Origin of the sequence: Streptomyces sp. Y7 (assembly GCF_043195415.1) — a bacterium.
Lineage (GTDB): Bacteria > Actinomycetota > Actinomycetes > Streptomycetales > Streptomycetaceae > Streptomyces.
Genome location: NZ_JBIDDQ010000002.1, coordinates 384,624 through 409,894, shown reverse-complemented (window position 1 = coordinate 409,894; position 25,271 = coordinate 384,624). Strand labels below are relative to the sequence as shown.

General features: G+C 70.4%; 21 protein-coding genes. 11 read left to right on the top strand and 10 right to left on the bottom strand.

The features are described 5' to 3' along the window. Positions 1-7 precede the first annotated feature (7 nt). Both ACGFW6_RS07800 and ACGFW6_RS07795 read right to left on the bottom strand, forming a co-directional pair. Positions 8-586, bottom strand: coding sequence for a hypothetical protein (locus ACGFW6_RS07800; RefSeq protein ID WP_393505753.1), 579 nt, complete (start codon positions 584-586; stop codon positions 8-10). A gap of 295 nt (positions 587-881) precedes the next feature. Further along, entirely contained in the window at positions 882-1,451 is a 570-nt protein-coding gene (locus tag ACGFW6_RS07795; protein WP_393505751.1) for a TetR/AcrR family transcriptional regulator, read from the bottom strand. Positions 1,452-1,563: 112 nt separating this feature from the next. Between ACGFW6_RS07795 and ACGFW6_RS07790 the strand changes: the two genes are divergently transcribed. Next, a complete protein-coding gene (locus ACGFW6_RS07790) occupies positions 1,564-2,598 on the top strand; it encodes an NADP-dependent oxidoreductase (protein ID WP_393505749.1) in 1,035 nt (344 codons plus the stop codon). 193 nt (positions 2,599-2,791) lie between these two features. Next, entirely contained in the window at positions 2,792-3,469 is a 678-nt protein-coding gene (locus ACGFW6_RS07785) for a DUF4232 domain-containing protein (protein WP_393505748.1), read from the top strand. Positions 3,470-3,524: 55 nt separating this feature from the next. Here ACGFW6_RS07785 and ACGFW6_RS07780 read toward each other — a convergent pair whose 3' ends face one another. Beyond that, positions 3,525-4,070 (bottom strand): MOSC domain-containing protein, encoded by a 546-nt coding sequence (locus ACGFW6_RS07780; RefSeq protein ID WP_393506961.1) that lies wholly within the window; start codon positions 4,068-4,070, stop codon positions 3,525-3,527. 262 nt (positions 4,071-4,332) lie between these two features. On the opposite strand from ACGFW6_RS07780, the gene ACGFW6_RS07775 reads away from it, so the two are divergent. The 3 genes from ACGFW6_RS07775 (at position 4,333) to ACGFW6_RS07765 (ending at position 7,453) form a co-directional block, all read left to right on the top strand. Then, positions 4,333-5,190, top strand: a complete 858-nt coding sequence (locus ACGFW6_RS07775; RefSeq protein ID WP_393505746.1) for a DMT family transporter — start codon at positions 4,333-4,335, stop codon at positions 5,188-5,190. Positions 5,191-5,438: 248 nt separating this feature from the next. After that, positions 5,439-6,377 carry a LysR family transcriptional regulator gene (locus ACGFW6_RS07770; protein ID WP_393505744.1) on the top strand — a complete coding sequence of 313 codons (939 nt, stop codon included), beginning with the start codon at positions 5,439-5,441 and terminating at the stop codon, positions 6,375-6,377. 8 nt (positions 6,378-6,385) lie between these two features. Then, on the top strand, positions 6,386-7,453 hold the full coding sequence (locus tag ACGFW6_RS07765; protein ID WP_393505742.1) for a hypothetical protein: 1,068 nt from the start codon (positions 6,386-6,388) through the stop codon (positions 7,451-7,453). 82 nt (positions 7,454-7,535) lie between these two features. Here the strand turns inward: ACGFW6_RS07765 and ACGFW6_RS07760 are convergent, their stop codons facing one another. Beyond that, the gene (locus ACGFW6_RS07760; RefSeq protein ID WP_393505740.1) at positions 7,536-8,129 is read right to left on the bottom strand and encodes a helix-turn-helix domain-containing protein; all 594 of its coding nucleotides are present in this window, start codon (positions 8,127-8,129) and stop codon (positions 7,536-7,538) included. A 347-nt stretch (positions 8,130-8,476) separates the two neighbouring features. Between ACGFW6_RS07760 and ACGFW6_RS07755 the strand changes: the two genes are divergently transcribed. From ACGFW6_RS07755 to ACGFW6_RS07735, 5 genes are all read left to right on the top strand, one after another. Beyond that, positions 8,477-10,207: an MFS transporter gene (locus ACGFW6_RS07755; RefSeq protein ID WP_393505738.1), complete on the top strand. Its 1,731-nt coding sequence runs from the start codon at positions 8,477-8,479 to the stop codon at positions 10,205-10,207. A gap of 630 nt (positions 10,208-10,837) precedes the next feature. Next, positions 10,838-14,923, top strand: a complete 4,086-nt coding sequence (locus ACGFW6_RS07750; protein ID WP_393505736.1) for a discoidin domain-containing protein — start codon at positions 10,838-10,840, stop codon at positions 14,921-14,923. 92 nt (positions 14,924-15,015) lie between these two features. Next, entirely contained in the window at positions 15,016-15,789 is a 774-nt protein-coding gene (locus tag ACGFW6_RS07745) for an SDR family oxidoreductase (protein WP_393505734.1), read from the top strand. A gap of 29 nt (positions 15,790-15,818) precedes the next feature. Next, complete coding sequence (locus ACGFW6_RS07740; protein ID WP_393505733.1) at positions 15,819-16,148, top strand: nuclear transport factor 2 family protein; 330 nt, start codon at positions 15,819-15,821, stop codon at positions 16,146-16,148. 35 nt (positions 16,149-16,183) lie between these two features. After that, on the top strand, positions 16,184-17,017 hold the full coding sequence (locus ACGFW6_RS07735; protein WP_393505731.1) for a MerR family transcriptional regulator: 834 nt from the start codon (positions 16,184-16,186) through the stop codon (positions 17,015-17,017). A 66-nt stretch (positions 17,018-17,083) separates the two neighbouring features. On the opposite strand, the gene ACGFW6_RS07730 is transcribed toward ACGFW6_RS07735, so the two are convergent. Continuing rightward, entirely contained in the window at positions 17,084-18,031 is a 948-nt protein-coding gene (locus ACGFW6_RS07730; protein ID WP_393505729.1) for a PLP-dependent cysteine synthase family protein, read from the bottom strand. A 440-nt stretch (positions 18,032-18,471) separates the two neighbouring features. Here ACGFW6_RS07730 and ACGFW6_RS07725 point away from each other — a divergent pair, with 440 nt between their 5' ends. Beyond that, positions 18,472-18,993: a hypothetical protein gene (locus tag ACGFW6_RS07725; RefSeq protein WP_393505727.1), complete on the top strand. Its 522-nt coding sequence runs from the start codon at positions 18,472-18,474 to the stop codon at positions 18,991-18,993. 30 nt (positions 18,994-19,023) lie between these two features. On the opposite strand, the gene ACGFW6_RS07720 is transcribed toward ACGFW6_RS07725, so the two are convergent. From ACGFW6_RS07720 to ACGFW6_RS07700, 5 genes are all read right to left on the bottom strand, one after another. After that, positions 19,024-21,423: a beta-L-arabinofuranosidase domain-containing protein gene (locus ACGFW6_RS07720; protein WP_393505725.1), complete on the bottom strand. Its 2,400-nt coding sequence runs from the start codon at positions 21,421-21,423 to the stop codon at positions 19,024-19,026. Between the two features lie 195 nt (positions 21,424-21,618). Next, positions 21,619-22,035, bottom strand: a complete 417-nt coding sequence (locus ACGFW6_RS07715; protein ID WP_393506959.1) for a hypothetical protein — start codon at positions 22,033-22,035, stop codon at positions 21,619-21,621. A gap of 133 nt (positions 22,036-22,168) precedes the next feature. Continuing rightward, the gene (locus ACGFW6_RS07710) at positions 22,169-23,071 is read right to left on the bottom strand and encodes an STM4011 family radical SAM protein (protein WP_393505723.1); all 903 of its coding nucleotides are present in this window, start codon (positions 23,069-23,071) and stop codon (positions 22,169-22,171) included. Between the two features lie 10 nt (positions 23,072-23,081). Continuing rightward, positions 23,082-24,422, bottom strand: a complete 1,341-nt coding sequence (locus ACGFW6_RS07705; protein WP_393505721.1) for an STM4012 family radical SAM protein — start codon at positions 24,420-24,422, stop codon at positions 23,082-23,084. Beyond that, positions 24,419-25,234, bottom strand: a complete 816-nt coding sequence (locus ACGFW6_RS07700) for an STM4013/SEN3800 family hydrolase (protein WP_393506957.1) — start codon at positions 25,232-25,234, stop codon at positions 24,419-24,421. The genes ACGFW6_RS07705 and ACGFW6_RS07700 overlap by 4 nt, the downstream gene beginning before the upstream one ends. Between the last annotated feature and the right edge of the window lie 37 nt (positions 25,235-25,271).

Sequence of the window (25,271 nt, the reverse complement as noted above, 5' to 3'; positions counted from 1 at the left end):
GTGATGGTCAGCCCTCCAGGAGGGCCGCTTCCTCGTCGGTGAGGCGGTTGAAGCAGGTGTCCTCCGTGGCCACGACGGTGGACTGGCTCACGGGTGACACGGTCATGTGCCGTGCGTTGAGAGTCCAGCCACGCTTCTTGTAGGTGACCGTGAAGTACGTCCCGCCGTCGCCGACCGGCGCCTCCGTGGCGGCCCCGGTCTTCCTCCAGCCGTGTGCCGCCAGGTGCGAGAGAAGGCCGTCCAGTTGCTGTCGCGACTCGTTCGGGCCGGACAAGGCGCCGTTCGCGCGGTTGTTCGTCCAGGAGACCGTGCAGGGGGACAGGCGTGCGGTGAGAGCGGCCAGCTTCCGATCCTTCTCCGTCGCACCCGTCGGGAGTGCCTTGGCGCGGTCCAGCTCGTCCAGCTTCTCGGGCGCTCCGGCCGCGGCGGCGGCCGCCTTCAGCTCTGCTTGTACGCCGGGCCGGCCGAAGGGGGCGGGGGAGGACTCGGTCGAAGTGGGGAGCGCGGGGCTGCCGCAGCCGGTGACGAGGGCGGCCCCCGCGAGGGCGGTCACGAGCCGTCGAACCCTGGTCGGGGTGGTGCGCATGCGCTCTTCTCTCGGTCCGTGGTCACCGTGGGCGGCTGAGCCGGTCCCGGGCGGGTCTCGCTGGTGTGGAACCCGGATCTTCGCACACGGGGTTCCTGACCTGCGCAGGGAGGCTCCACCCAGGCCGCGGCCCTCGACACGCCCGTGGGTCCGGCGTCGGTTCCGCCCCTTCGGCCGGCCGAGTACGCGGCCGTGGACGGCGATGCCGGTTACGGGTCCGGCGTCGGTTCCGTCCCTCGGCTGACCGAATCCCCGGCAGAGGACGGCGATGCCGACTACGGGTCCGGTGGCGACGCTAGGCCTCTGCCCGGCTGCTGACCGCGTTGGTCAGAATCGCGCTCGCGACCACCTGGAAGAGGTGATCGGCGCGCGGTGCGAGGGAGGGCTGGTCCCCGAGCCAGGCCAGCATGGCCACCAGCGCGAACAGGTCGGCGCCGTCGATGTCGCCGCGGGCCGCGCCTGTCTCCTGGGCGCGGGTGAGGAGCCGGGCGCCGGCGGCGCGCAGGGTGACGCACGAGGCGTGGAGCGCGGATTCGGGGTCGTCGATGGCGGCTGCCATGAGCACGGTCACGCCCCGGTACTCGGTGGTCCAGGCGACACAGTCGCGGAGCCACGAAACGAGGGCCTCCTCGGGCGAGTTCGACGTCTCCAGGGCGTGCGCCTTCGCCGTCAGCTCGTCGAAGCTCGTGCGGAGCAGGGCGTCGAGCAGCGCCTCGCGGGTGGGGAAGTGGCGCAGCAGCGTCGCGAGACCGACGTCGGCCCTGCGGGCGATGTCCCGCAGCGACACGTCGACGCCCTGCTCGGCGATGGCGGTGCCCGCTACGGCGAGCAGGTGGTCGCGGTTCTTCCTGGCGTCGGCCCGCATCGGTCCCTCTTGACTATCCGGATCAGTGGTCCATATATTCGGATCAGTGATCCGTTTATGTGGATCGCCGATCCGGATCAGCGTATCCCGCGACACGGCAGGAGAGAGAACGATGCCGACAGGCACGATGAAAGCGGTCCGCCTCCACGCACACGGCGGCCCCGAAGTGCTGCAGTACGACGAGGTGCCGATTCCCGAGCCGGGGCCGGGTGAGGTGCTTGTCAAGGTGTACGCGGTGGGCGTCAACCCTCCCGACTGGTACCTGCGCGGCGGGCTGACCACCATGCCGGGGGAGGCGGAGCCGTCGGTCAGCCTGCCGGCCATTCCGGGGACGGATGTGTCGGGCGTCGTCGAAGCGGTCGCCCCGGACGTGGCCGGGTTCTCCGTCGGCGATGAGGTCTTCGGCCTGCTGCGTTTCCCGAGCTTCCACGGCAGTGCCTACGCCGAATACGTGGCCGCCCCCGCCTCCGACCTCGCCCGCAAGCCCGCCGGCATCGATCACGTGCACGCCGCGGCGGCGCCCATGGCCGCGCTCACCGCGTGGCAGTTCCTGATCGATGTCGGGCACGACCACCCCTCACCCTTCCAGGACGCACCGCATCGCCCGACGTCGCTCGACCGCGACACGACCGTGCTCATCAACGGCGCCGCGGGCGGCGTGGGCCACTTCGCACTGCAGCTGGCGAAGTGGAAGGGCGCACACGTCACCGCGGTGGCATCCGGCACCCATGAACCCTTCCTGCGCGAGCTCGGCGCCGACCGGTTCATCGACTACACCAGGAGCCGCCCCGAAGAGCTCGTCCACGACGTCGACCTGGTCCTCGATGCGGTCGGCGGCCCCGAGAGCAAGCGTTTCCTGCGCACCCTCAAGCGCGGCGGCTCCCAATTCCCCGTACTTCCCGGCGACTTCGACGAGGAAGAGATCGCGAAGCTCGGCGTCACCGTCTCCACCGCCCAGGTCCGCTCGAACGGCACGCAACTCGCCGAACTCGGCCGCCTGCTCGACACGGGCGCACTCCGCGTCGCGATCGACAGCACCTTCACACTGGCGGACGCCCGAGCGGCCCACGAACGCGCCGCGCAGGGCCACATCCAGGGCAAGATCGTCCTCACGGTCGCGCGAGAGCGAGCCGCATCCATGGCGTGAGGCACGCCGCCACGCGACGGCGTTGCCGAAGCGGTGCCGGTCGTGCTCGGCCTCCTTTGATGTCGCGAGCCGAGGTCCCTGTCGCAGTGTCACAAGCATGTCCGGAAACGACCCCTGCTTGGTGTGATCATGCGGATTCATCGCCCTCATGCGGCACGATCACCGCAACGTTCCGACTCTCGGGGGATTTCACATGGCTCACGCAACTCGTCCACGCCGTACCACCACAGTGATGCTGGCCGCCGTCTCGCTCGGCATCATGGCCCTGACGGCATGCAACGGCGACGGCGAGAAGGACGCGTCCGCTCCGAGCGCGGCAGCGAGCGCGTCCCCTGCCGGAGCCGACAACGGATCCGGCGAGCCCTCGACGGCCGCCCCGGGCGACGGCGACAAGCCCGACGGTGACACCTCCGGCAGCGGTGGCAGCACCCCGCAGGCGTCGGCACCCGTGGCGGACGATGGTCAGGACGGCGGCGTGGGCATGTGCGAGACGGCCGACCTGAGCTACAAGGTCACCGTCGCGTCCAAGCCGACCAGTCATGCGTTGCTGACGGCGACGAACAAGGACAGCGCCCCCTGTCTGCTGCCGGCGAACGAGCTGGTGATCACGATTCCGGGACTCGACGGAGCCGCCGAGCACGCGGGACCCGAGGGCAAGAACTGGATCCTGAAGTCGGGCGAGACCGCCTACGCCGGGATCATGTTCGCGCGCGCCGACACCTCGGGCGGCAAGAGCGCCGACAAGGTGGAGATCGCGTTGACGGCCGCCGAAAGCCCTGCGACGGTTCCGATCAACGACGGTCCCGTCACGGTCAACGACGGTCGGGTCACCAGCTTCTTCGGCACCGCCGAGGACGCACTCACCTACTGACCTTCTTCGAGGAAGGGCTCGCGACGGCGCGTCAGGGAGTCGGCAACTCGCGGCCCTAGACGCGCTCCAGCGGGCGGTGGGGGAGGGGCGGGAGTTCGATCTGGATGGGGTCGTCGGGGCGGACGATCCCTCCCTGGCGGACGACGGCCATGACGCCGCTCTTGAAGGTGAAGTCGCCGGACACGGGGTCCAGGGCGAAGACCTCGCCGAGCAGCCCCTTGCGGAAGTCGTTGATCTTCGAGCACGGGTTGCGCAGCCCCGTCACTTCAAGCACCGCCCGCTCTCCGAGATGGAGCAGGGCGCCGGTGGGGAGGCCCAGCAGGTCCACTTGGCGGGTGGTGATGTTCTCGCCGAGCTGGCCCGCGGAGACGTCGAAGCCCTTGAGCGCGAGTTCGTCGAAGAGTTCCTCGTGCATCAGGTGGACCTGGCGCAGGTTGGGCAGGTCCGGCTCGTAGGTCATGCGGAACTGGTGGCGGATCGTCTCACCTGCGTGCACGTCACCTTCGATGCCGAGGCCCGTGAGCAGGGTGATGGAATCACGAGTGGGCTTGCTGAACGAGTACGTCTCGTTACGGCTGACTGCCGCGACCTGACCGGCCATCACGCCTGCCCCCTCACTTCTCGTCGTCATCCGGCCGGTCGATCTTAGAGGCGGGGCCACGACCACGCGGCCCGCCCCTGGCTCTCCGCGCGCATGCCGAGGCACAGCGGCAGCTCGGATGGCAAACGTCCAGGATGTCTAAAGAGTATGTCCATGATCGACACGTGGACACGAACAATGCGGTACGCCTCTACTGGAGGCCATGAGTCCGCAGAAGCCTCCCCGTAGCTCGCGCCTGGGCGGCCCCGAGACGGGGTTTCTCATGGCGGTCGCGGGCATGTCCACCGTCCAGCTCGGCTCCGCCCTGACCGTTCCCCTGTTCGAACAGCTCACGGATGTGGGTGCCGCGGGACTCCGCCTGGGCTGGGCCGGGCTTCTGCTGTTCATCCTGGTCCGGCCCCGCCGACGCGATTTCGCCCGCCGTGATCTGCGGGCCTGTACCACCCTGGGTGTCGTGACCGCCGGCATGATGCTCTTCTTCATGCTCGCCATCGCCCGGCTCCCACTCGGCACCGCAAGCGCGCTGGAGTTCCTCGGTCCGCTGGCCGTGTCCCTGTACGGGCCCGGCGCACGCCGCAAGATATGGACGGTCGCGGCTGCCGTGGGTGTTGCTCTGCTGACGGAACCCTGGCACGGGAGCCTCGACCTGGCCGGGGTCGGATGCGCCCTGGCCGCCGCGGCCTGTTGGGCCGCCTACATCCTGCTGACCCAGCGTGTCGGCGACCAACTCGCCGGCCTCAAGGGCCTGGCCGTCTCCATGCCGGTCGCCGGCATAGTGGGCATGCTCATCGCCGCGCCCACCCTCTCGACGCATGTGACTTGGTCGGCGGCGTGGACCATGCTGGGACTGGCCATCGTGAGTCCGTTGGTGCCGTTCGCCCTCGAATTCCTCGCACTGCGCCGCCTGACCAGCTCGGCCTTCGGCACTCTGATGAGCCTGGAACCCGCCATCGCGATGCTGATGGGGTTGGTCGTGCTCGGACAGCTCCCCGGCGTGGCATCCGCTCTCGGAGTCGCCTTCGTAGTCGCCGCCGGTGTGGGCGCGACCCGCACAGGCGCCCGTCCGGCCACCGAGCACGCCCCGCCCACACCGCGGCCCGCGGCCACCGAAGCATCGTGAGCCGGCCGGCTGCGTGAGCCGGTCGGGTGTGTGACCCGGCCGGCTGCGTGGGCCGGGCTCCGAGCACTCTGTGGCCACTGAACCCAGCCACGGCCCGCATCCGGCCGGAGAGCGCCCCGAAACGTCCGGCCGCAGCGGCCATGCTCAGGGGATGCCGTCACATCAAGGCCGCGCAGTGGCTCTGCGTACCGTTCGCGCCCACGCGTCAGTCCTGAGCATTCCATTCGAAGATCACGGACAATAGGTGGATGGAGACACGGCGTCTGCACCTACTGGTGGAACTGTCCCGGCTCGGATCGATGCGCGCGGTGGCCGAAGCCGTGGGCACCACCACGTCGACCGTCTCGCAGCAACTCACGGTACTTGCCCGGGAGATGGGAACCGCCCTGACCGAGCCTGACGGGCGTCGGGTGAGGCTCACCCCGGCCGGGCGCCGTCTGGCGGAGCATGGCGCGGTGATCCTTGCCGCCGTAGAGGCCGCGCGCCTTGACCTCACCCCCGGCAGTGAACCCAACGGGACCCTGCGGGTGGCCGGGTTCGCCACTGCCATCCGCGCTCATGTGCTGCCCCTCATCACCGACCTGGCCGCGAGCCATCCTCGGCTCAATGTCCTCATCCGCGAGCATGAACCCGCCGAGGCGCTGGAGTTGCTGGCCGCGGACGAGACCGATCTCGCGCTCACCTACGACTACGACCTCGCGCCGGCCGACCCGGACCCCGCGCTGCACAGCACCGCACTGTGGACCGCAACCTGGGGCCTGGGCGTCCCGGCCGGGGCCGATGTGACGGACGCGGCGGACACCCTCGACGTCTTCGCCCGCTTCCGTACGCACGACTGGATCGTCAACTCCCGTAACACCGCCGACGAGACCGTCATCCGCACTCTGGCCTCCATGGCGGGATTCACACCCCGGATCACCCACCAGGCCGACAGCCTCGACCTGGTCCAGGGCATGATCACCACCGGGCTCGGGGTGGGACTGCTGCCGGTCGGCATCCCCACCTTCTCCGACGTGCGCCTGGTGCCGCTCACCGGTCCGCCGGTCACGCTGCGCGCCCACGCCGTCGCACGTCACGGACGCTTGGCCTGGCCCCCGCTCAATTTGGTCACCGACCTTCTGGTCCAACGGGCGGCGACCACGGCCGCACCCGTACCCGACCCGGCGAGCCCGGGCCCCGGCGACTAGCTCGCTCCGTGGTCGAACTGCTCACCTGCGACGGCGGCATCATCGAGTCGGACGACGCGAGGGCCGTGCCTGGCGGCGGCCTCAATACACTCCTCTCATCAGACCTACGTTCGGGTGCTGCGGCTGAAAGCAGGGGGGATGTGGTGTCGGCGATCGACGTGGAGAGGGTCTGGAAGCCGTCTCTGTCGGAACGCTGGGCGGGACCACGCCCGCTGTGGTGGACGGCCGGCCCGACGGGGGAGTTGGCCGTTCTGCTCGTCGATCGGCAGTGGCTCCGTCGGAGCCGCTACATAAAGGGTTGGGCGGGATGGGGCCCGCATGTTCCGTTCGATGCGGTGCTGCTGATGCGGCAGGCTGATGGGTCGCTTCAACGTCGACGGATCAGGGACATCCCGGTCAGGCCGAGTCACATCGCCCTTCTCCCGAAGTCCCGACTCCTCATAGCGTGCGGTCGTTCGAGCAAGGAGGAGTCGGGAGCGTGGCGCCCGAACGCTGTGGTGTTCTCCCTCGAAAGTGGTGACCAAGAGTCCACCTTCTGCATCGGCGACGACATCCCTGCCCTGGTGGCCGATGGCGGGGGTTCCATCTGGACGGCGTATGGAGACGAAGGCATCTATGGAGGGCATCCGGAGTCTGCAGCCGGTCTTGCCGGCTGGAGTGCCGAGGGCCAGGCAGTCTGGGCCCCGGGAGGTCGGCTCCCTGACGCGCCTTTGGAGGGATGCACCGCTGCCACCGAAGGGGACCGGGTCTGGCTGATCTGGTACTCAGGCAGTAGCCGGGGAGGCACGTACTTGACGCGGATCACGCCGTCCACCGGGGAGGTGGCCAGTTGGCCCAGCCCCGTATGTGACCCGGACGGGTTCGCCGTTCGTGACCGTCGAGCAGTCCTGACCAAGCGCGCTCACAACCGCCGGGCAACCGAAGTGGTCCGAGCTGAGCTGGACGGTGACACCTGGAGTGTGACCGAGCGGCGCAAGATTCGAGTGCCCGGACGGGTGGTCATGCGCTGCGGCCAGGGACGTGATGGTCTTCTGTGGCTGCGCGCCGGCGACACGTGGCTTCGCATCGAAGCCTGACAGCAGCCGAGGGCGTGCAGCTCAGGCTCGACGGGGCACCCTGGCCGCGTAGGCCAGTGTCGCGGTTCCGCAGCCTGCGTAATCATCCATCCGCACCCTGAGCATCGCTCTCTCCGCCCTCCCGCTGGTGGCCGCGGCGAGCGTCGCGGTCGAAGATGCCGAGGATCTCGCACGGGCCCCCCTCGGCGCCGATGGCGTGCGGCATCATCGTCGGGAACTCGGCTGCCTGATTGGTCTCGACGCGGAAGCGGCGGTGGCCGAGCATCAGCACCGCGGTGCCGGACAGGACGACGAGCCATTCGCGCCCCGGGTGGGCACGCATACGCGCCGGGTTGTCGGGCGGTGGTTCGGTCATGCGCTGACGCACCACACTCATTCCGGGGTCACCCTTCACCGGCCAGCGCATCAGGCTGTGGGTGCTGTCGATCATCGGGCTGGTGACGACGTCGTCCGTCGCGGTCTCCACCAACTGATCCAGCGTGGTGTCCAGCGCGCGGGCGAGAGTGACCAGCTGATCCAGCGCGAGGCGGCGCTGGCCGTTCTCGATGCGGCTCAGTGAGGACTGACTCAGGTGGGCGCGCGTGGCCAGTTCCTCAAGAGACCAGCCCTGGGCCACCCGCAGCGCGCGGATGCGTTTGCGTACGAGGCTGTCCAGCTCACCGTCTTCTTGCGCCATGAGCAAGATGGTATGCCCCTGATGCAAATCGCGCTTAGCGTCCTGTGGAGAGGGTCCGGGGCGCTCCGAGCCACGCACGAGGAAGGGACAGCGGCGTGCGCCCGACCAACGGCAAGGCCATGGCCCCCGTGACGTCAGCACAAGGGGCTGCTCCGACAGCAACCTCCTGCCGTCCACCGCGGACACCGACGTAGCCCTCCCCGCAGCCCGCGGCGAGCCGCCCACCGCTCAAGCCCCGGCGATGCGTGCGGTGCCCGGACCGCTCCACCCCACCACCCTCTTCACCCCTCACTCGGCGACCGGCCCTTCTCCGGCGCTGCCCCAGCCTGCCCTTTTGAGAGGAATCCATGAGTACGAACCAGCCCGTACAGGCCGCCGAAACCGACGGCGGCGAAGTACCCGACGCGCGGCAGCTGCGCACGATCCTGATCGCCGTCTCCGTCGCGCTGATGGCCGTCATCGCCTCGGTGTCCGGGCTGAATGTCGCGCAGACCCACGTGGCCGTGGAGTTCGGCGCCTCGCAGAACACGGTCCTGTGGATCATCAACATCTACACGCTCGCCCTGGCCGCCCTGCTGCTGCCGCTCGGCGCCGTCGGTGACCGCCTGGGCCGCAAGCCCATGCTGATCGCCGGGCTGGGTGTCTTCGGTACCGCGAACGTCGTCGCGGGCCTGGCCCCGTCGGCCGAGGTCATGCTCGCCGCGCGTGTGGCCGGCGGGATCGGCGCGGCGATGATCATGCCGATCACCCTCGCGGTCATCACCTCCACCTTCCCCGAACAGCAGCGCGGCAAGGCGATCGGCGTATGGACCGGCGTCGCCGGAGGCGGCGGCATCCTCGGCATGTTTCTCTCCGCGCTTCTCGTCGACGTCGCCGACTGGCGCGGGCTGTTCGTCCTGCCGGTGGTCCTGGTCCTCGTGGCCCTGGCCATGACGCTGAAGTCGGTCCCCAACTCCCGGGCGGCCTCGGCCCATCGCTTCGACGCCGTCGGCGCGCTGGTCTCCACCGTCGCGGTGATCGGCCTCATCTTCGTCCTGCAGGAAGGTCCCGAACGCGGCTGGACCGCCCCCGCGACTCTGACCAGCCTCTCGGTCGGTCTCGCCGGCGCCATCGGGTTCGTGGCCTGGGAGCTGCACCGCTGTGACGCGGCCCTGCTGGACGTGCGCCTGTTCCGGGAGCGCGGCCTGGCCGGCGGCTCGATCACCCTCCTGGTGGTCTTCGGTGTCCAGGCGGGCATCGCCGTGGTCCTCTTCCCGTTCTTCCAGGCCGTGCTCGGCTGGTCGGGACTGCTGTCCACGGTCGCGCTGATGCCCATGGCCATCATGATGATGGCGGCCTCCGGCCTGGCCCCCAAGCTCGCCGTCCGTAGCGGCTCACGCGCGACCGTGGCCGCGGGCATCGCGTGCGCCGGCCTCGGTCTGGCGCTGATGGCGCTGTTCGTCTCCGTCGACGGGGGCTACGTGACCATCCTGCCCGGCATGCTCGCCATGGGCCTCGGCATGGGCCTGTCGATGACCCCGTCCACGGAGGCCATCACCGGTTCCCTGCCGCGCGAGAAGCAGGGCGTCGCCTCCGCCCTCAACGACATCACCCGCGAGTTCGGCACCGCCCTCGGCGTCGCCCTGCTGGGGGCGCTTCTCGCCAACGGCTACCGCAGCGCCATCGACAGCCGACTCAACGGCATCCCCCGCGGAGCCGCTGATACCGCCCGGGAGGGCGTCGCCAACGCCGTCGAGGCGGCGGGTACCGCCGGTCCGCACGCGCCGGACCTGCTCCACGCCGCCCAGCAGTCCTTCGTGGACGGCTGGCAGAACGCCATGTGGGCCGGTGTCGCCGTCATGGGCGCCCTGTTCGCCTACATCGTCTTCCGCGGCCCCAGCAACGCGGCTCCCAGCAGCCCGGCTCCGGGCAACGCGGCTCCCAGCACCCTGGCTCCCAACAACGCGGCTCCCCACAGCGCGGCTTCCAGGAACATGGCTCCCCACAGCGCGGCTTCCAGGAGCACCGCTCCCAGCACCGCGGCTTCCAGCACCGCCGCTCCGGAGCCGCACACGAACCAGAAGTCACCGAGGGCGTAGTCACCCCGTTGATCGCAAAGGCGTTGGCCCCACAGCGAGAAGACCGACTGCGCGCGGGCAGGACGTCCGGCACCGCGACCGCGGTGCCGGACACGGCACCGGTATCGCCGAAACCGCCCGTCTGAACACCCTGCTACGCGGCGGCAGTCCGGCGGTCCATCACATCGTTGCACTCGCGAGGCGCCGAAGTGTGGCCGCGTACAGGGGCATGGCCCGCGGCGCATGACGGCAAGATCGGCGAGCGGCGAGGTCGACCACCCAGGCAGGCCGTGCCACCGATCCAGTGGCCCCGGCCGACGCCCCAGACGGCCACCCGGCTCCCTGGCATCATCGCGGTCACGCCACAACCGCAGTGGCTCGCTCGCGAAGAACCCTCTGGCGGCGTACGGCCCGCGCCACCGCCACGAGTTCACCGGGTCCCCCTGAACGCGCACAGCCCCGACCCTCGTATGCAACCGTTCGCTTCAGCCATGCCGAGCAAATATCCGCACAGCGCCGTGTGAAGCAACAACGCCCCAGGGGTTGACAGAAATCGCTGGGCGACACAGCCTTTGGCAACGTTGTCATCCGGTTCGGCGCGGGGCGTGCGGAGCCGGTTCGGCCTGCGCTTTCTGATGGGACGTCACACACATGACAGATCTGTCGGGCCCGTCGCGCCTCCCGTCGCGACGGACCGTTGTCACCTCGGGAACCACGCTGCTGGCCGGGTTCGGCCTCAGCTCCGTGCTTCCCGTGTCGCACGCTGCTGCCGCCCCCACCGGCGCACCGGTCGCACCCGCCACACCCGGCGAGCTGGCCCTCTACCGACCCGTCTCGGTCTCCTCCACCGCCTACGCCGCCACGCCCGGCTCGTTCGTCGTCGACCGCCTCGTCTCCCCGGGCGTCAAGGGCAGCGGATGGCGTGCCGAGGGAGGTGACCCGCAGTGGATCGCCGTCGACCTGCAGGAGACCTGCGAGGTCACCCACATCCGTCTGACCTTCGAGGCCGATGCCTCCGACCCGGTGTACACGCCCCCCACCTCCGGCAACGTGCACAGCGGCACCACCGGCAAGGAGATCCAGTCGAGCTACTCGCTGGTCTTCGCGGTCGAGACCTCTCTCGACAACAAGTCGTGGACCACCGTGTACCGCACCACGGCGGGCACCGGCGGCGTGGTGAACGTCCAGCTCCCGCGCCCCACCAAGGCCCACTGGGTGCGCATGACCTCCCAGAAGCGCTCCAGCCCGCTGCCCCTCGGCCTCAACGGCTTCGAGGTGTACGGCACCGCCAAGGGCCATCGCCCTTCGGCCACCGGCTGGACGGACTGGGGCTCCCACCCCGGCAAGGCGCCCAAGCTGACGGTCGCGGACGACGGGACCGTGCCCGTGGAGTCGGGCTGGCGGCTGACCATGGACGACTGGGCCGACGCGGACGGCGCCGGCCTGTCGAAGACCTCCGTGGACACCAGCGGCTGGCTCCCCGCGACCGTTCCCGGCACGGTGCTCGGCTCCCTCGTGGAGCAGGGCAAGCTGCCCGACCCGGTGGCGGGCCTGAACAACCTGCACATCCCGGAGGCGCTCTCACGCCACTCGTGGTGGTACAAGCGGGACTTCGCGCTGCCGAGGGGGCTGCGGACCGGCGCCGGCCGGCACGTCTGGCTGGAGTTCGACGGCATCAACCACAAGGCCGACGTGTGGCTCAACGGCAAGCAGGTCGGTGACCTGACGTACCCGTTCGCCCGCTCCGCCTTCGACGTCACCCGTCACCTCGACGCACACGACGAGAACGCGCTCGCCGTACGGATCACACCGATGCCCGTGCCCGGCAGCCCGGGGGACAAGGGCCCCGCGGGCGAGGCCTGGGTCGACGCCGGCGCCCAGCAGATGAACCTCAACTCCCCGACTTACCTCGCCTCCTCGGGCTGGGACTGGATGCCCGCCGTACGCGACCGCGCGGCCGGCATCTGGAACCACGTGAGGCTCCGGTCGACCGGTCACGTCGTCATCGGCGACCCGCGTGTGGACACCGTTCTGCCGAAGCTGCCCGACGTGTCGGTCGCCGAGGTGACCGTCGTCGTGCCGGTCCGCAACGCCGACGACACCGACCACCGGGCGACGGTCACCGCGGCCTTCGACGGGGTGCGGGTGTCCAGGAGCGTCACCGTGAAGGCGGGCGAGAGCGTCGACGTCGTCTTCGCGCCCGACGCCTTCAACCAGCTGAAGGTGCGCGACCCCAGGCTCTGGTGGCCCAACGGCCTGGGCGAACCCCACCTCCACGACCTCACGTTGACGGCCTCCGTCGACGGCCAGGAGAGCGACCGGCGCACCACGCGCTTCGGTATCCGTCAGTTCGGCTACGAGTACGACACGCCGCTCCCGTTCACCGCGTCCGGCGACGCCTACACGCAGACGGTGACCTTCGACCGGCAGCAGGCCCAGCACGTCCGCATCCGATGCCTCACCCGCGCGACCTCCTGGGGCAGCTCCCTGTGGGCGCTCTCCGTCGGCGACAGCACCCGGCCGGGCGTCGACCTGGCCCTGCACGCGCCCGCCGAGGCGTCCACCACCGACCAGGACGACCACGGCGCGGGCAACGCCACCGACGGCGACGCCGGCACCCGCTGGTCCTCCGCCTTCGAGGACGACCAGTGGATACGCGTCGACCTGGGTTCCACCCAGTCCTTCGACCGTGTCGACCTCACCTGGGAGCAGGCGTACGCGAAGACCTTCGTGGTCCAGGTCTCGGCGAACGGCTCGGACTGGACGGACGTCGCGTCCGTGGACAACGGGGCCGTGCCGCTGCCGTTCAACAACGGCAACGCCAGCCTTCAGGTCGAGGACTTCGACCGGCGCACCGCACGCTACGTCCGCCTCGACTGCGGCCTGCGCAACACCAGTTGGGGCAACTCCCTGTGGACCTTGAGCGTCATCGACCGGAGTGACCCGGGCACCGATCTCGCCCTGCGTCAGAAGGCCACCGCCTCCACCGAGGAGTCCGACCACCCCGCGTCCCACGCCACCGACGGAGATGCCGGCACCCGCTGGTCCTCCGCCTACGAGGACCACCAGTGGATACGCGTCGACCTCGGATCCTCGCGGACCTTCGACCGCGTGGTCGTCGTCTGGGAGAGCGCGTACCCGAAGACGTACGTCATCCAGGTGTCCGACGACGGCGAGACGTGGACCGACGTCAAGTCCGTGTCCAACACTCCCGATCCGCTGAAGATCAGCGTCAACGGTGTGCGCGTGCTGGCCCGCGGCGGCAACTGGGGCTGGGACGAACTGCTGCGCCGGATGCCCGCCGACCGCATGGACGCGGCCGTGCGCATGCACCGCGACATGAACTTCACCATGATCCGCAACTGGGTCGGCAGCAGCGACCGGGAGGAGTTCTTCGCCGCCTGCGACCGGCACGGCATCCTGGTGTGGAACGACTTCCCCAACGCGTGGGGCATGGACCCGCCGGAGCGCGAGGCGTTCATCTCGCTCGCCCGCGACACCGTGCTGCGCTACCGCATCCACCCGAGCGTGGCCGTCTGGTGCGGCGCCAACGAGGGCAACCCCCCGGCCGCCATCGACAAGGGCATGCGCGAGGCCGTCCAGGAGCAGGTCCCCGGCCTGCTCTACCAGAACAACTCGGCCGGCGGAATCGTCACCGGCGGCGGCCCCTACGGCTGGGTGGAGCCGGAGAAGTACTTCGACCCCATGACGTACGGCAGCAAGGACTTCGGCTTCCACACCGAGATCGGCATGCCCGTGGTCTCCACGGCGGCCAGCGTCCGCAACCTGACGGGTGACGAACCCGAGTGGCCGATCGGGGGCGCCTGGTACCACCACGACTGGAGCGAGCGCGGGAACCAGGCACCGCAGAACTACAAGGCGGCCATCGAGGCACGCCTCGGCGAGGCCGGAGACCTCGACGACTTCGCCCGCAAGGCGCAGTTCGTCAACTACGAGAACACCCGCGCCATGTTCGAGGCGTGGAACGCCAACCTGTGGGACAACGCCTCCGGCCTGATGCTGTGGATGTCCCACCCGGCCTGGCACAGCACGGTCTGGCAGACCTACGACTACGACTTCGACGTCAACGGCACGTACTTCGGCGCCCGTTCGGCCTGCGAGCCCCTGCACGTCCAGGCCGACCCGGTGAAGTGGCAGGTCCTCGCGGTCAACCACACCTCGACCGACCTGCGCGGAGCCACCGTCACCGCCCGGCTGTTCGACCTGACCGGCCGGCAGCTCGGCACGACCAGGACGGCGCGGCTGGACGTCCGGCGGGCCGCCACCGAGAAGGCGTTCACCGCGGAGTGGACGGACGACCTTCCCGACCTGCACCTGCTGCGGCTCACGCTGACGGACGCCAAGGGCAGGGAGGTGTCACGGAACACCTACTGGCGCTATCGCGACGCCTCGGCCCTGCGGAACCTCAACAAGGCCAAGCAGGTGAAGCTGACCGGCGACATCACCAAGGTGTCGCGCTCCGGGGACCGTCACGAGCTCACGGCGACGATCCACAACCGCGGATCGGCGGTCGCCGCCATGGTCCGGCTGTCCCTGCTGGAGGAAGCCCACGGCCGCCGTGTGCTGCCGACGCTGTACAGCGACAACTATCTGTGGCTGCTGCCCGGCGAATCCCGCCGCGTCACCCTCTCCTGGCCGGCGGAGGCCAGCTCGTCACGGCACCCGGTGCTGACCGCTCAGGCGTACAACAGCGCGGTGACGACGCTGCGCGGCTGAGGACCCCGTGTCCTGGCCCGCCCCCCCCGGGCCAGGACACGGTTCACCGCGGGCTTGAGTCTCTCCCGGGGAGAGGGTCCACCGTTGCGTTCATGAACAGCAACGATCTCGACGGACGTCTCGCCGTGGTGGCGGGCGGGAGCAAGGGAACCGGGCTGGCGACGGCCCACCGGCTGGGCGAGGCCGGAGCACGGGTCGTCACCATCGCCCGCACCCCACCGGAGACACCCGACCCGCTCTTCGTGCAGGCCGACCTGAGCACGCACGAAGGCGTCGCGTCGGCAGCGACGCACGTCTCCGAGCACTTCGGCGTACCGGACATCCTGGTGCACGTCGTGGGGGGCTCCCGTGCCCCGGCCGGCGGGTACGCGGTGCTCACCGAAGAGCTCTGGGCGGAGGAACTGGCGCTCAATCTGCTTCCGGCGGTCCGGTTGGACCGGGCGCTCGTGCCCGCGATGGTCACCCGTGGCACGGGCGCCGTCGTGCACGTGACCTCGATCCAGCGCCGGATGCCGCTGCACGAGTCGACCCTGGCGTACGCCGCCGCCAAGAGCGCGCTGGCCACTTACAGCAAAGGGCTGGCGAACGAGGTCGCCCCGCACGGTGTCCGGGTCAACTCGGTCGCGCCCGGCTTCATTCGCACCGACGGCGCCGAGCGCCTCCTGGCCCGGCGTATGCGGGAGGGCGGCATCACCCGAGACGCCGCGCTCGATGAGCTGAAGCAATCCCTGGGCGGCATCCCGCTGGGGCGGCCCGCGGAGCCGGCAGAGGTGGCCGAGGTCATCGCCTTCCTGGCCTCGGACCGGGCCGGCGCGGTCACCGGCGCCGAGCACGTGATCGACGGCGGCACCGTCCGCGCCCTGTGACCCGCCCCTCCCAGACATCGGAGAACACCATGCGGCAGAACCACGAGATCCACGAGTTCGTCGAGAAGTACTTCGCCGCGGCCACGGCTCAGGACCGTGAGCGCTACTTCTCACTGTTCGGCGACGGAGTGGTCGTACACGACGACGGCCGCAGCCACCAAGGACTCGCCGCGGTGCGGCGCTGGCGGGACGAGGTCCCGTCCGTGCAGTACGACCTGCGCGAGGTCACCGGCACCCCCACCGCCTGCCGGGCCGTCGCCGACGTCGCCGGTGACTTCCCCGGCAGCCCGGTCACCCTGTGCTTCACTTTCGAGCGCGACACGCAGGGAAAGATCACCCGGCTGGACATCGCACCCTGACACCACGACGCGACGCCTACGACGAGGAGGGCACCGTGGCCGAGCGGCTGACGATCGGGGAGTTCTCCCGCATCACGCACCTGAGCATCCGCGCGCTCCGCCGCTACCACGAGCAGGACCTCCTCGTCCCCGCGGAGATCGACCCGGTCACGGGCTACCGCTACTACTCACCCGCCCAGGTCCGGTCGGCGTTGACCATCAGACGGTTCCGTGATCTCGACCTTCCGCTGGCGGACGTCCGTCGCTTCCTGCAGGCCGAGTCGGCGGGCGGGAGCGGTGCGAGCCATGACGCCGCGCAACAGGTGGTCGCAGCCCACCTCCGCCGTCTCGAGGACCGGCTCGGCCGCACCCAGCGGGCGGTCGAAGCACTCCGGGAGCTCCTCGATCCGGAGGCCGAGCGGACGGTGACGCTGGAAGTCCTGGCGTCGCAGCACGTCTTCGCCGTGTCCCTCGACGTTCCGCAGGGAGCCGACCTGACCTGGTACGACACCGCGATGCGCGACCTGGACACAGCGGCCGGCCGACGCCCGGTGCTCCCGCCGGGCGGCCGGTACGAACACGAGCTGTTCACCGAGGGCCACGGCCGCGCCACCGTCTACCTCCCCGCGGAGGCGCCGCTGCCACCGGGCGCACCGGGCACCGTGCACGAACAGCGACTGCCGCGCCGGACCGCCGCCGTCGCCACCCATATCGGCGCGCACGACGACCTCGACCTCACCTACGGCGCGGTGGGCACCTACGCCGCCCGCAACGGCCTGCGCGCCCAGAACATCGTCGAGGAGGTCTATCTCGTCGGTCCGCGCGACACCGACGAGCCCGATCGCTGGCGCACGCTCGTGGCGTGGCTGGTCGAGTCCGACACCGACTGACCGGCCGGCCGGCGGAACGGGCCGCGTTCGACTCGGACCGGGCACTGCGGTGTGCGGAGCGCATGGTCAGTCGGTGAACAGATCGCCCGTGAGGTACTTGAGCCCAGTGTCAGGAGCGACGGTCACGACGACGTGTCCTTCTCCGATCTCGCCGGCCAGACGCAGCGCGCCGGCGACGTTGAGCGCGCCGGAGGTGCCCGTGAAGACGCCTTCCCGCCGAGCGAGCGGCAAGGCCAGCCGACGGGCCTCCTGCTCGTCGAGGGCGCGGGCCTCGTCGTACGAGCCGGGCGTGAGCAGCGGTGGGACGATCCCGGTGGCGATTCCCTCCACCCGGTGCGGCCCGGCTGTGCCGGCGGTCAGCATCGGCGAGGAGGTCGGCTCAAGAGCCACGGCGCGGACCGCACCGCCCTCGCGCAACGCCGCGGCCACCCCGGCGAACATCCCGGCCGTGCCGACGGCGGCACAGAAGACGTCGACCGTCACCCCGTCGCCACCGGCCTGCTGAAGGATCTCGCGACCGAGTTCGGCGTAGCCGGTGAGGGCGTCGACATTATGGAACTGGTCGGTCCAGAAGGCGCCGTCGCGCTCGATGATCCGGTCGACCTCTTCCCGCATCCGCACGAAGAGTTCGGGCGTGATCCGACCCCCGTCGCTGGGCACCACGGTCACGTCCGCACCGAAGGCCCGCATCGTGCGCAGCTTCTCCGGTGCGAACGCGTCCGAGGACACGACCGACAGCGCGTACCCCTTCACCGCGCAGACGAAGGCCAAGGAGGAGCCCGTACTGCCGCCGGTGAACTCCACGACGCGCTGGCCCGGCCGCAGTGCACCGCGACGTTCCGCGCCCTCGATCATGGCGAGCGCCATCCGGTCCTTGTAGCTGCCGGTCGGATTGCTCCCCTCCACCTTCACCAGGACGTCGGCCGCCCCGTCGGACACGACACGGCTCAGGCGCACCAGCGGAGTCCCGCCGATGGTCTGAAGGGACGAGGACCGAATACCGGGCAGACCCATGGGACTCCTCCAGGACTCCTCGCTCACCTCGCGATCCGGAAGCCCGGACCGGCCATCTCGGCGGCGGCTGACTGAGCCAAGGCTAAAACCGTCCCGCAGAGATCGAGGGATACGCGCCGTGCCGCGGCGGGCGTGCTCCCTCCGCTCGTGGGGTTATGGAATCGAGACCGTCCCGCACCGCATCGCCCACAACCCAGGCGTGGGCCCGCTTGTCTAGGAACGACTCGTGATCACGGGAACGTCCTGACCTCGCGCCCGGAGGTCAGCGTGGTCATGCGTCACGCCCCCGGCTGCAACGTACGTGGAGAGGACTTGCCGTGCCCGGTCTCAGAGGTACGTCGGTGACATTGGTGATGGGTGGGATCCTGCTGGTGACAGGGTGCCAGGACGGGTCGGCTTCACGTGTCGACTCGGGCGCCCCCTCGCCCTCCGGCTCGTCCGTGAGCGCCTCTCTGTCTGCCGACGCCTCGACGCGGGCCGCCGACAGCGCCACGCCCACGGCACCCTCGACGAGTCCCGTCGCCACCACCCCCGCACCGGTGCCCGCTTCTGCCGCGCCGACCAGGACCGCATCCCCGACCCCCGCGGCGACCCTTCGCACCGCCCCGGGCTGCGGCAACCTGGCCGCAACCAGTGAGGTGAAGGCGGCCGTCACGGGGGCGTACCGGAGTGCCTTTCCCCGCTTCGTCCATGTCCAGCCTGCTCCGGACCAGTTCTACTACGGGCAGTGCGACGGCGTCCGGTACGCCGCCACCCGCTTCGAGGCCACCTCCGGTGCCACCCAGGAGGAACTCGTGGCCATGCAGGACGAGGGCAGCGTCACCAAGTACTTCCGGAGCACGTCCGGGGGCGGCTGGAACTATCTCACCAGCGACGGATTCCCTCGCGGCGCACACGGATGCGGCGACATCCCGCAGATTCCCGACGCCCTGTCCGAGACTTGGGGCAACTGCGGCAGGTGATTTCCGTGGCCCGTGACGGCCGTTTCGAACTCACACGAAACGCCACAGGTGATCGGCCGTGCCGTTGTCGTCGAACTGGACCACTTGCGCGCTGTCGGCGGTCGACATGCGGTCCACGCCCAGCACCTTGTTGCTGTTCTTGTTGAGGACGCGGTACCAGCCGTCGCCGTTGTCGATCAGCTTCCAGAGGTGATCGGGCGTGCCGTTGTCCTCGAACTGCACGACGAGAGCGCTGTTCTCCGTCGACATGCGGTCGACGCCGAGGACCTTGCCGCTGTGGCCGTTGCGGATCAGATTCCAGCCGTCGCCCTTGTCGACGAGCTGCCAGGCGTGGTCGCCGGTACCGGTGTTGGCGAACTGCACGACACGGGCGCTGTTCTCCGTGGACATGCCGTCCACGGCGAGGACCTTGCCGCTGTGCTGGTTGGCCAGCCGGCGGAAGGGCGGTTCCGGGGTCCACCGCCTGCCGTCGGGGGTTGCCGTGGGGAAGGAGGTGATACGAAGTCGGGCCGCTCCCGCGGGGATGAGGGTGACGGTCTCCACGGCCGCGGAGCCGCGGGCCGGGCTGTCCTGGAGCGGAGCGACGACATGTTCGTCGTCCGCGATCCACTCCGGTATGCGCCGCGCCCGCGCCGAGATCCGCACCGGCGCTGCCTGCGGAGTGAACGGCTGGTCCGGTACGGCGGAACCGGTCCGGGTGAAGGTGAGCTGCGTGTCCGGGGCCAGACCGTAGTTCCACGGGGCGGTGGCGTGGACCTCGTAGGCGGGGAAGGTGTCGGTTCCGCCCACGCGTTCGTAGCGTTCCCCGAGGTCCAGGGAGTACGTCAGCGGCCCCCTCTCGACGCTCACGGCACCGCGCTGACCGGGCCAGGTGCGCAGCCGGGTCTGCTGCGGGAAGCGGACGCGGACGACGTCGCCCTCGCGCCAGGTGCGTTCCACCCGTGCCCACGAAGGACCGTCCGAGGAGGCGACCGTGGCGCCGTTCACGTGGAGCTCGGGGCCGCGGCACCAGCCGGGGATGCGCAGGTGCAGCGGGAACCGCACCGGGCGGGGCGTGGAGACGGTGAGGGTGACCGTGTCCCCGAACGGGTAGTCCGTGGTCTTGGTGATCGTCACGGTCGTGCCGCCGGCGACCTGGGTGCGGACCGTGTTGGGCGCGTAGAGCGCGGCGGCGAGTCCGCCGTCGGGGGTGCCGAGCCAGAGCTCCTCGGTGAAGTACGGCCATCCCATGCCGTAGTTGTGGGGGCAGCAGCGGTACTGGTCGACACCGGCCTGGAAGGCCTGCATGGCGAAGCCGTTCTGGAACTGCCCCTGCGTCTTGGTCCGGTTGTCGAGGTCGATGCTGTTCGCGCTGGTGATGTAGTGGATGGAGGTGCCGCGCGGGTCGAGGGACGCGGGGAGCATGTTGAACGCCAGGTCCTCGCAGCGGTCCGCCCACACGGGATCGCCGGTGATCCGCGTCAGCAGCTCGTGGCTGGCCATGAACTCGACGATGCCGCAGGTCTCGAAGCCCTGGCGGGGGTCCGTGAAACCGGGCCGGTAGTTCTCGTCCCCGGCCATCCCGCCGCCGGGGAACCTGCCGTACTCGGCCATGACGGCGTCGTAGGCCCGGTACGTCGCCCGGGTGAGGTCGGCCGAGTCGATCAGCTGCGCGTACTGGGCGGGTTCACGGAAGCCCTGGGCGATGTTGACGTTGTGCCGGCTCGGTGAGGCGCCGGTCCAGTCGGCTCCGTGGGTGTGCATCTTCGCCGCGAGGTCGAGCAGGAACGTCTCCCCGGTACGGCGGTAGAGCCATACGGCGATGTCGAGGCCGTCGCCCCAGCGATAGGACACCCAACTGGTGTTGAAGGTGCCCGGCCCCTGGGCGTTCATGAAGCGCAGGAAGCGGACGAGGAAGGGCACCACACGCTGATCGCCGGTGTACTCCTCGTGGCTGCGCAGGGCTTGCAGCAGCGGCAGGAAGGGCCAGAAGTCGGGCCCGCCGTTGAGGGAGGTGCGCAGGGCGCGCGGACCGAAGAACCCGTCGCTCTGCTGTGTGGTGAGGATGGCGTCCACCCACTCGCGCGACCTGGCCAGCGCCGCGGGGTCGCGCGTGGCGATGGCCAGCGGGATGTAGCCCCGCAGCCAGTACGGCACCTCCTCCCAGGCGTTGCGCTCGGGGTGCACCCAGCCGGTCGCGGAGAAGTCGAGGAAGTGGGAGCCGGCCTCGAAGCGACCGCAGAGACCGTCGAGTTGCAACCGGAGCTGCCCGGCGAGCCAGCCACGGGCGGTGACGCTGCCGGGCCGGAGCTTGCGGAACTTGTCGGGGACGCGTGTCTCGGCCGACAGAGAGGGCGCTGCCGCCGCGACTCCCGCGAACGAGGTGCCGAGAGCCGCGGCTCCCAACGAGAACGAGCCCGCGCCGAGCAGCACCCGTCTGCTGATGGACATGGGGATGACCTGCCTTCCGGAAGTGAGCCGATCGGGGGGACAACGTTGTCTCGACTCCAAACGCGTGAGCAACGGTTCTCCGGCGTGAGCAAGGAGTCTCTACAACGTTGGAAATTCCGGTCGTTGGCATGACAGCACGCTCGCAGGGGCCTGTCCAGGGGTAGCGCACGGAAGGATGTGGCGGCGAACCGCTCCCTACGTATCCGAGCGAAGTCCCAACGCGCTGTGCTGAATCACCCCGCCGGACGCATCGGCCGCCCCGGACTCCCGGCGCGTCGCCTCGACCAGTGCCGAGCGGAGGTCCTGCGCCGGTTCGCCCAGCACGATGGCGCTGAGCACGAGTTCGAGCATGAGGCGGTCGTAGTCGTCGTCCGTGCGTCGGTAGCGCTGGGGGTCGCGTTCCACGACCGCCGAGGCGATCCGCCAACCACCGTCGTCCACCGGCGCGAAGGTCGCCTCGAAGACTCCGCGACCGGTCCAGCTCCGGTGCAGGAAGACAACCTCGCCCTCCGCGAAGACGTTCCACTTCTCGTCCATGTCCCGTGCCGCGTAGCCGCGCTGGATACGCTCCCAGTCCTCGTCCGACCAGATCCGCGGGGGCAGTCGCGGCATCGGCTGAGGGGTGGAGATCGGCTTGAGGCGACGGGAGAGCATCGACCGGGTTATGCGTTCGGCAGCGGACATGCGGTGATCCTACGGAACGAGCCGAACGCGACCATGGCGGATCCCCGAGCGATCGCACGGGTCAGCCAGCGTCGCGGCCGCCTCGGGGCGTGATGGTCAGGGCCCGGGCTGGCTGTGGCTCGGCCGGGCGCGCCGGGATGCGTTCCAGGACCCCGCCGGCGAACACGTCGTAGAGCGGGAGGGTTTCGAGGTGGACGTAGCCGATGTGGCAGTCGCAGACCTGCAGCGGGCAGGGGCGTGGGCGCAGCGCGGTGCGGTAGGAACCGTCGTAGAGGTTGCCCAGTTCGGCTCGGACGAAGTGGCAGCGGCGGACGGTGCCGTCACCGTCGACCGAGATCACGGACTCCCCGGTGCGGCAGGGCAGACCGGCGCTGGCATGCGGGTGGCGGCTGTAGGGGAAGAGGGGATCGAGCGCGGTCCAGTCGTCCGCCTCGGCGTCCTGATAGCTGTGGCCCTCGGCCGCGTTGATCCAGAGGTATACGTGTTCAGGGAGCTCTGCGCGCAGTCGGCGGGCCGCCTCCAGATGCTCGGGCAGGCCGACGACGCCCACGCTGAACCGGATCCCGCGGTCGCCGAGGTCGCGGCACTTGGCGAGGAAGCGGTCGTAGGGGGTCTGGCCCGGGTGGTAGGTGCACCACAGGGCGAGGGTCTCCGGGTCGGCGTCGGCGAGCCAGTCGGTGCGGCAGCTGAGGTTGGTCTGGATGGCGACGCGGCGGATGTGCGGGAGATGCGACAACTCGGCCAGGGTGCGTCGGTACCAGGAGCGGACCAGGCCTTCGCCCCATGGGGTGAACAGCAGGGACAACTGGTCGTCGCTGTCCGCCGCCCAGCGGGCGAAGCGTTCCAGGGCGGAGCGGTCGGCGCGCAGTTGAGCGGTGGAGTCGCGCCGCTTGGCGAACGGGCAGTAGGGGCAGTCGTAGTCGCAGGAGGCGAGCGGGCCGCGGTAGAGGACGGTCAGATCCATGGCGGGCCGGTCACTTCCTTTCGTAGGCGGCCATGGCGGCCCGGACGGCGGGGGAGAAGAGGTCGGGTCCGACGGCGTCGGAGTGGGCGAGTCCCTCCGGGGTGAGCCGCAGGTGCGCGGAGGTGGGCTCGGCGAGCCAGCCCCGGTCGGCCAGGCGGTGGAGCTCCGCTCCGAAGTCGTCGAGGGGAGTGGTGCCGAAGCGTGCCCGGTAGTCGTCGACGGGCAGGCCCTCGGCCTGGAGGAGGGACTGCAGGAGGTGGCGGCGGCGCGCCTCGTGCGGGTCCATGCGGTAGCCGACCTCGGCGCGGGCGAAGTCGGTGGTGGCGACGTAGTCGTCGATGATCCCGCGGATCTCGTGCATGCCGACCGCGTAGTCGAAGGAGTAGTGCAGGTCGGAGGTGTACGAGCGGGCGCCGCAGCCCAGCCCGATCATGCCGTCGCTCTGGCAGGCGTAGTCGTCGGCGCCCTGCCGCGGAGCGTCGGTGCGGCGGAACATCCGCATCGACTGCTGGGTGTAGCCGCGGGCGAGGAGATGGTCGCGGCCCGCGCGGTACAGGCGCAGCCTCTGGGCGTCCCAGGCCGGATCGGGGCCTTGAGCGTCCGCGCGGTGGCGGTCGAGTCCGGTCAGGGGCCGCACATACAGCGGGTAGAGGTACAACTCCTCCGGCTGCCAGGCCAGTGCGGCTTCGAGAGACCGCAGCCAGGTCCGCTCGGTCTGGCCGTCGATGCCGTAGATGAGGTCGATGTTCAGGACCGGGATGGCCGCGTCGCGGATCCGGGCGAGCGCGTCCTCGACGTCGGCGCGGCGCTGCGGGCGTACGGCGGCCCTTGCCTCGGAGTCGATGAAGCTCTGGATGCCGAGGCTGAGCCGGGTGGTGCCGCGCTCGGCCAGGACCGCGAGCCGGTCCGCGGTCGCCGTGGCGGGGGAGGCCTCGACGGACAGCGGGATCGCCCGGAGGTCGGCGCCCATGCCCTGCTCGGCGATGTCGCAGAGGCGTTCCAGCTCGGCCGCGGTGAGGAAGGTGGGGGTGCCTCCGCCGAAGGCGGCGGTGGCGAACCGCACCGGCTCGCTGCCGTCGAGCGCCTCGCGTACGGCGTCGGCCTGGCGCCGCAGGGCGTCGAGGTAGGCGCCGGTCAGGCCGTCCGGGGCGCCGATGCGGGTGAACAGGTTGCAGAAGCCGCAGCGGACCTCGCAGAACGGTATGTGCAGGTAGAGGGCGAGGGCGCTCTTGTCCTGCGCCGCCCACAGCGAGCTCAGCGCCGGCCGGTCGGGCAGCCGGCGGTAGGCCGTCTTGTGCGGGTAGGCGTACACATAGTGCTGGTACGGGCTGGCGAGCTGGGCGGTGGTCATCGCGGGGCCTTGGCTGGGTCGAGGAAGAAGTGGGCGTACGGCACGGTCCACACGGACTCGTGGCCGAGGCGGTGGCCGGTGTAGCCGTCGTCGCCGTAGGCGGTGCCGTGGTCGGAGCAGACGATCGCGAAGCAGCGGCGCCGGGAGCTCGCGGCGGCGAAGAGCCGGCCGATGTGCCGGTCGACGTACTCCAGCGCGGCGGCGTGCGTCTCGCGGGTGTCTCCGGCCTCGCGGGTCGCGCCGGGCAGGTGGAACCAGTTGGGCTGGTGCAGGGCGGAGACGTTGACGAAGAGGAACAGCCGCTGCTCCGCGGGGAGTCCGGCGACCACCTGCTCGGCGCGGGCGACCTGGTTCTCGAAGGAGTGCGGCGAGGTCACGCCGAACTCCCGCTCCCAGTGCGCCTCCTGGAACAGTCCGGGAAGTACGGTCCCGAGCGGGCCCTGCTGGTTGAAGAAGCCGACGCCTCCGATGCAGACGGTCCGGTAGCCCTGCCGGGCGAGCCCGGAGACGAACTCCGGGGTGTCGTAGACGAACGTGCCCTCCGCGGTGGTCTCGCTGCCCGCGAAGCTCGCCGCGAACAGCCGCGGGTGCGGGCCCGGTTCGGCCGGTGTGGGCAGGAACCCCGCGAAGATCGCCTGGTGCGACGCGTAGGTGAAGCTGCCCGGCGCGTGACGCTTCTCCCAGCGGCCGCCGGGCAGGTGGCGGGCGAGGTTCGGGATGCGCCCCTCGGCCGCGAGCTCGACCGCCACGTCGTGGCGCAGCGTGTCGAGCGTGACCAGAAGGATGTCGTGGCGGCCGACGACCTCGTTCATGTCCGGCTCGGACATGGGGTTCTCCCGCGGGCGAGGC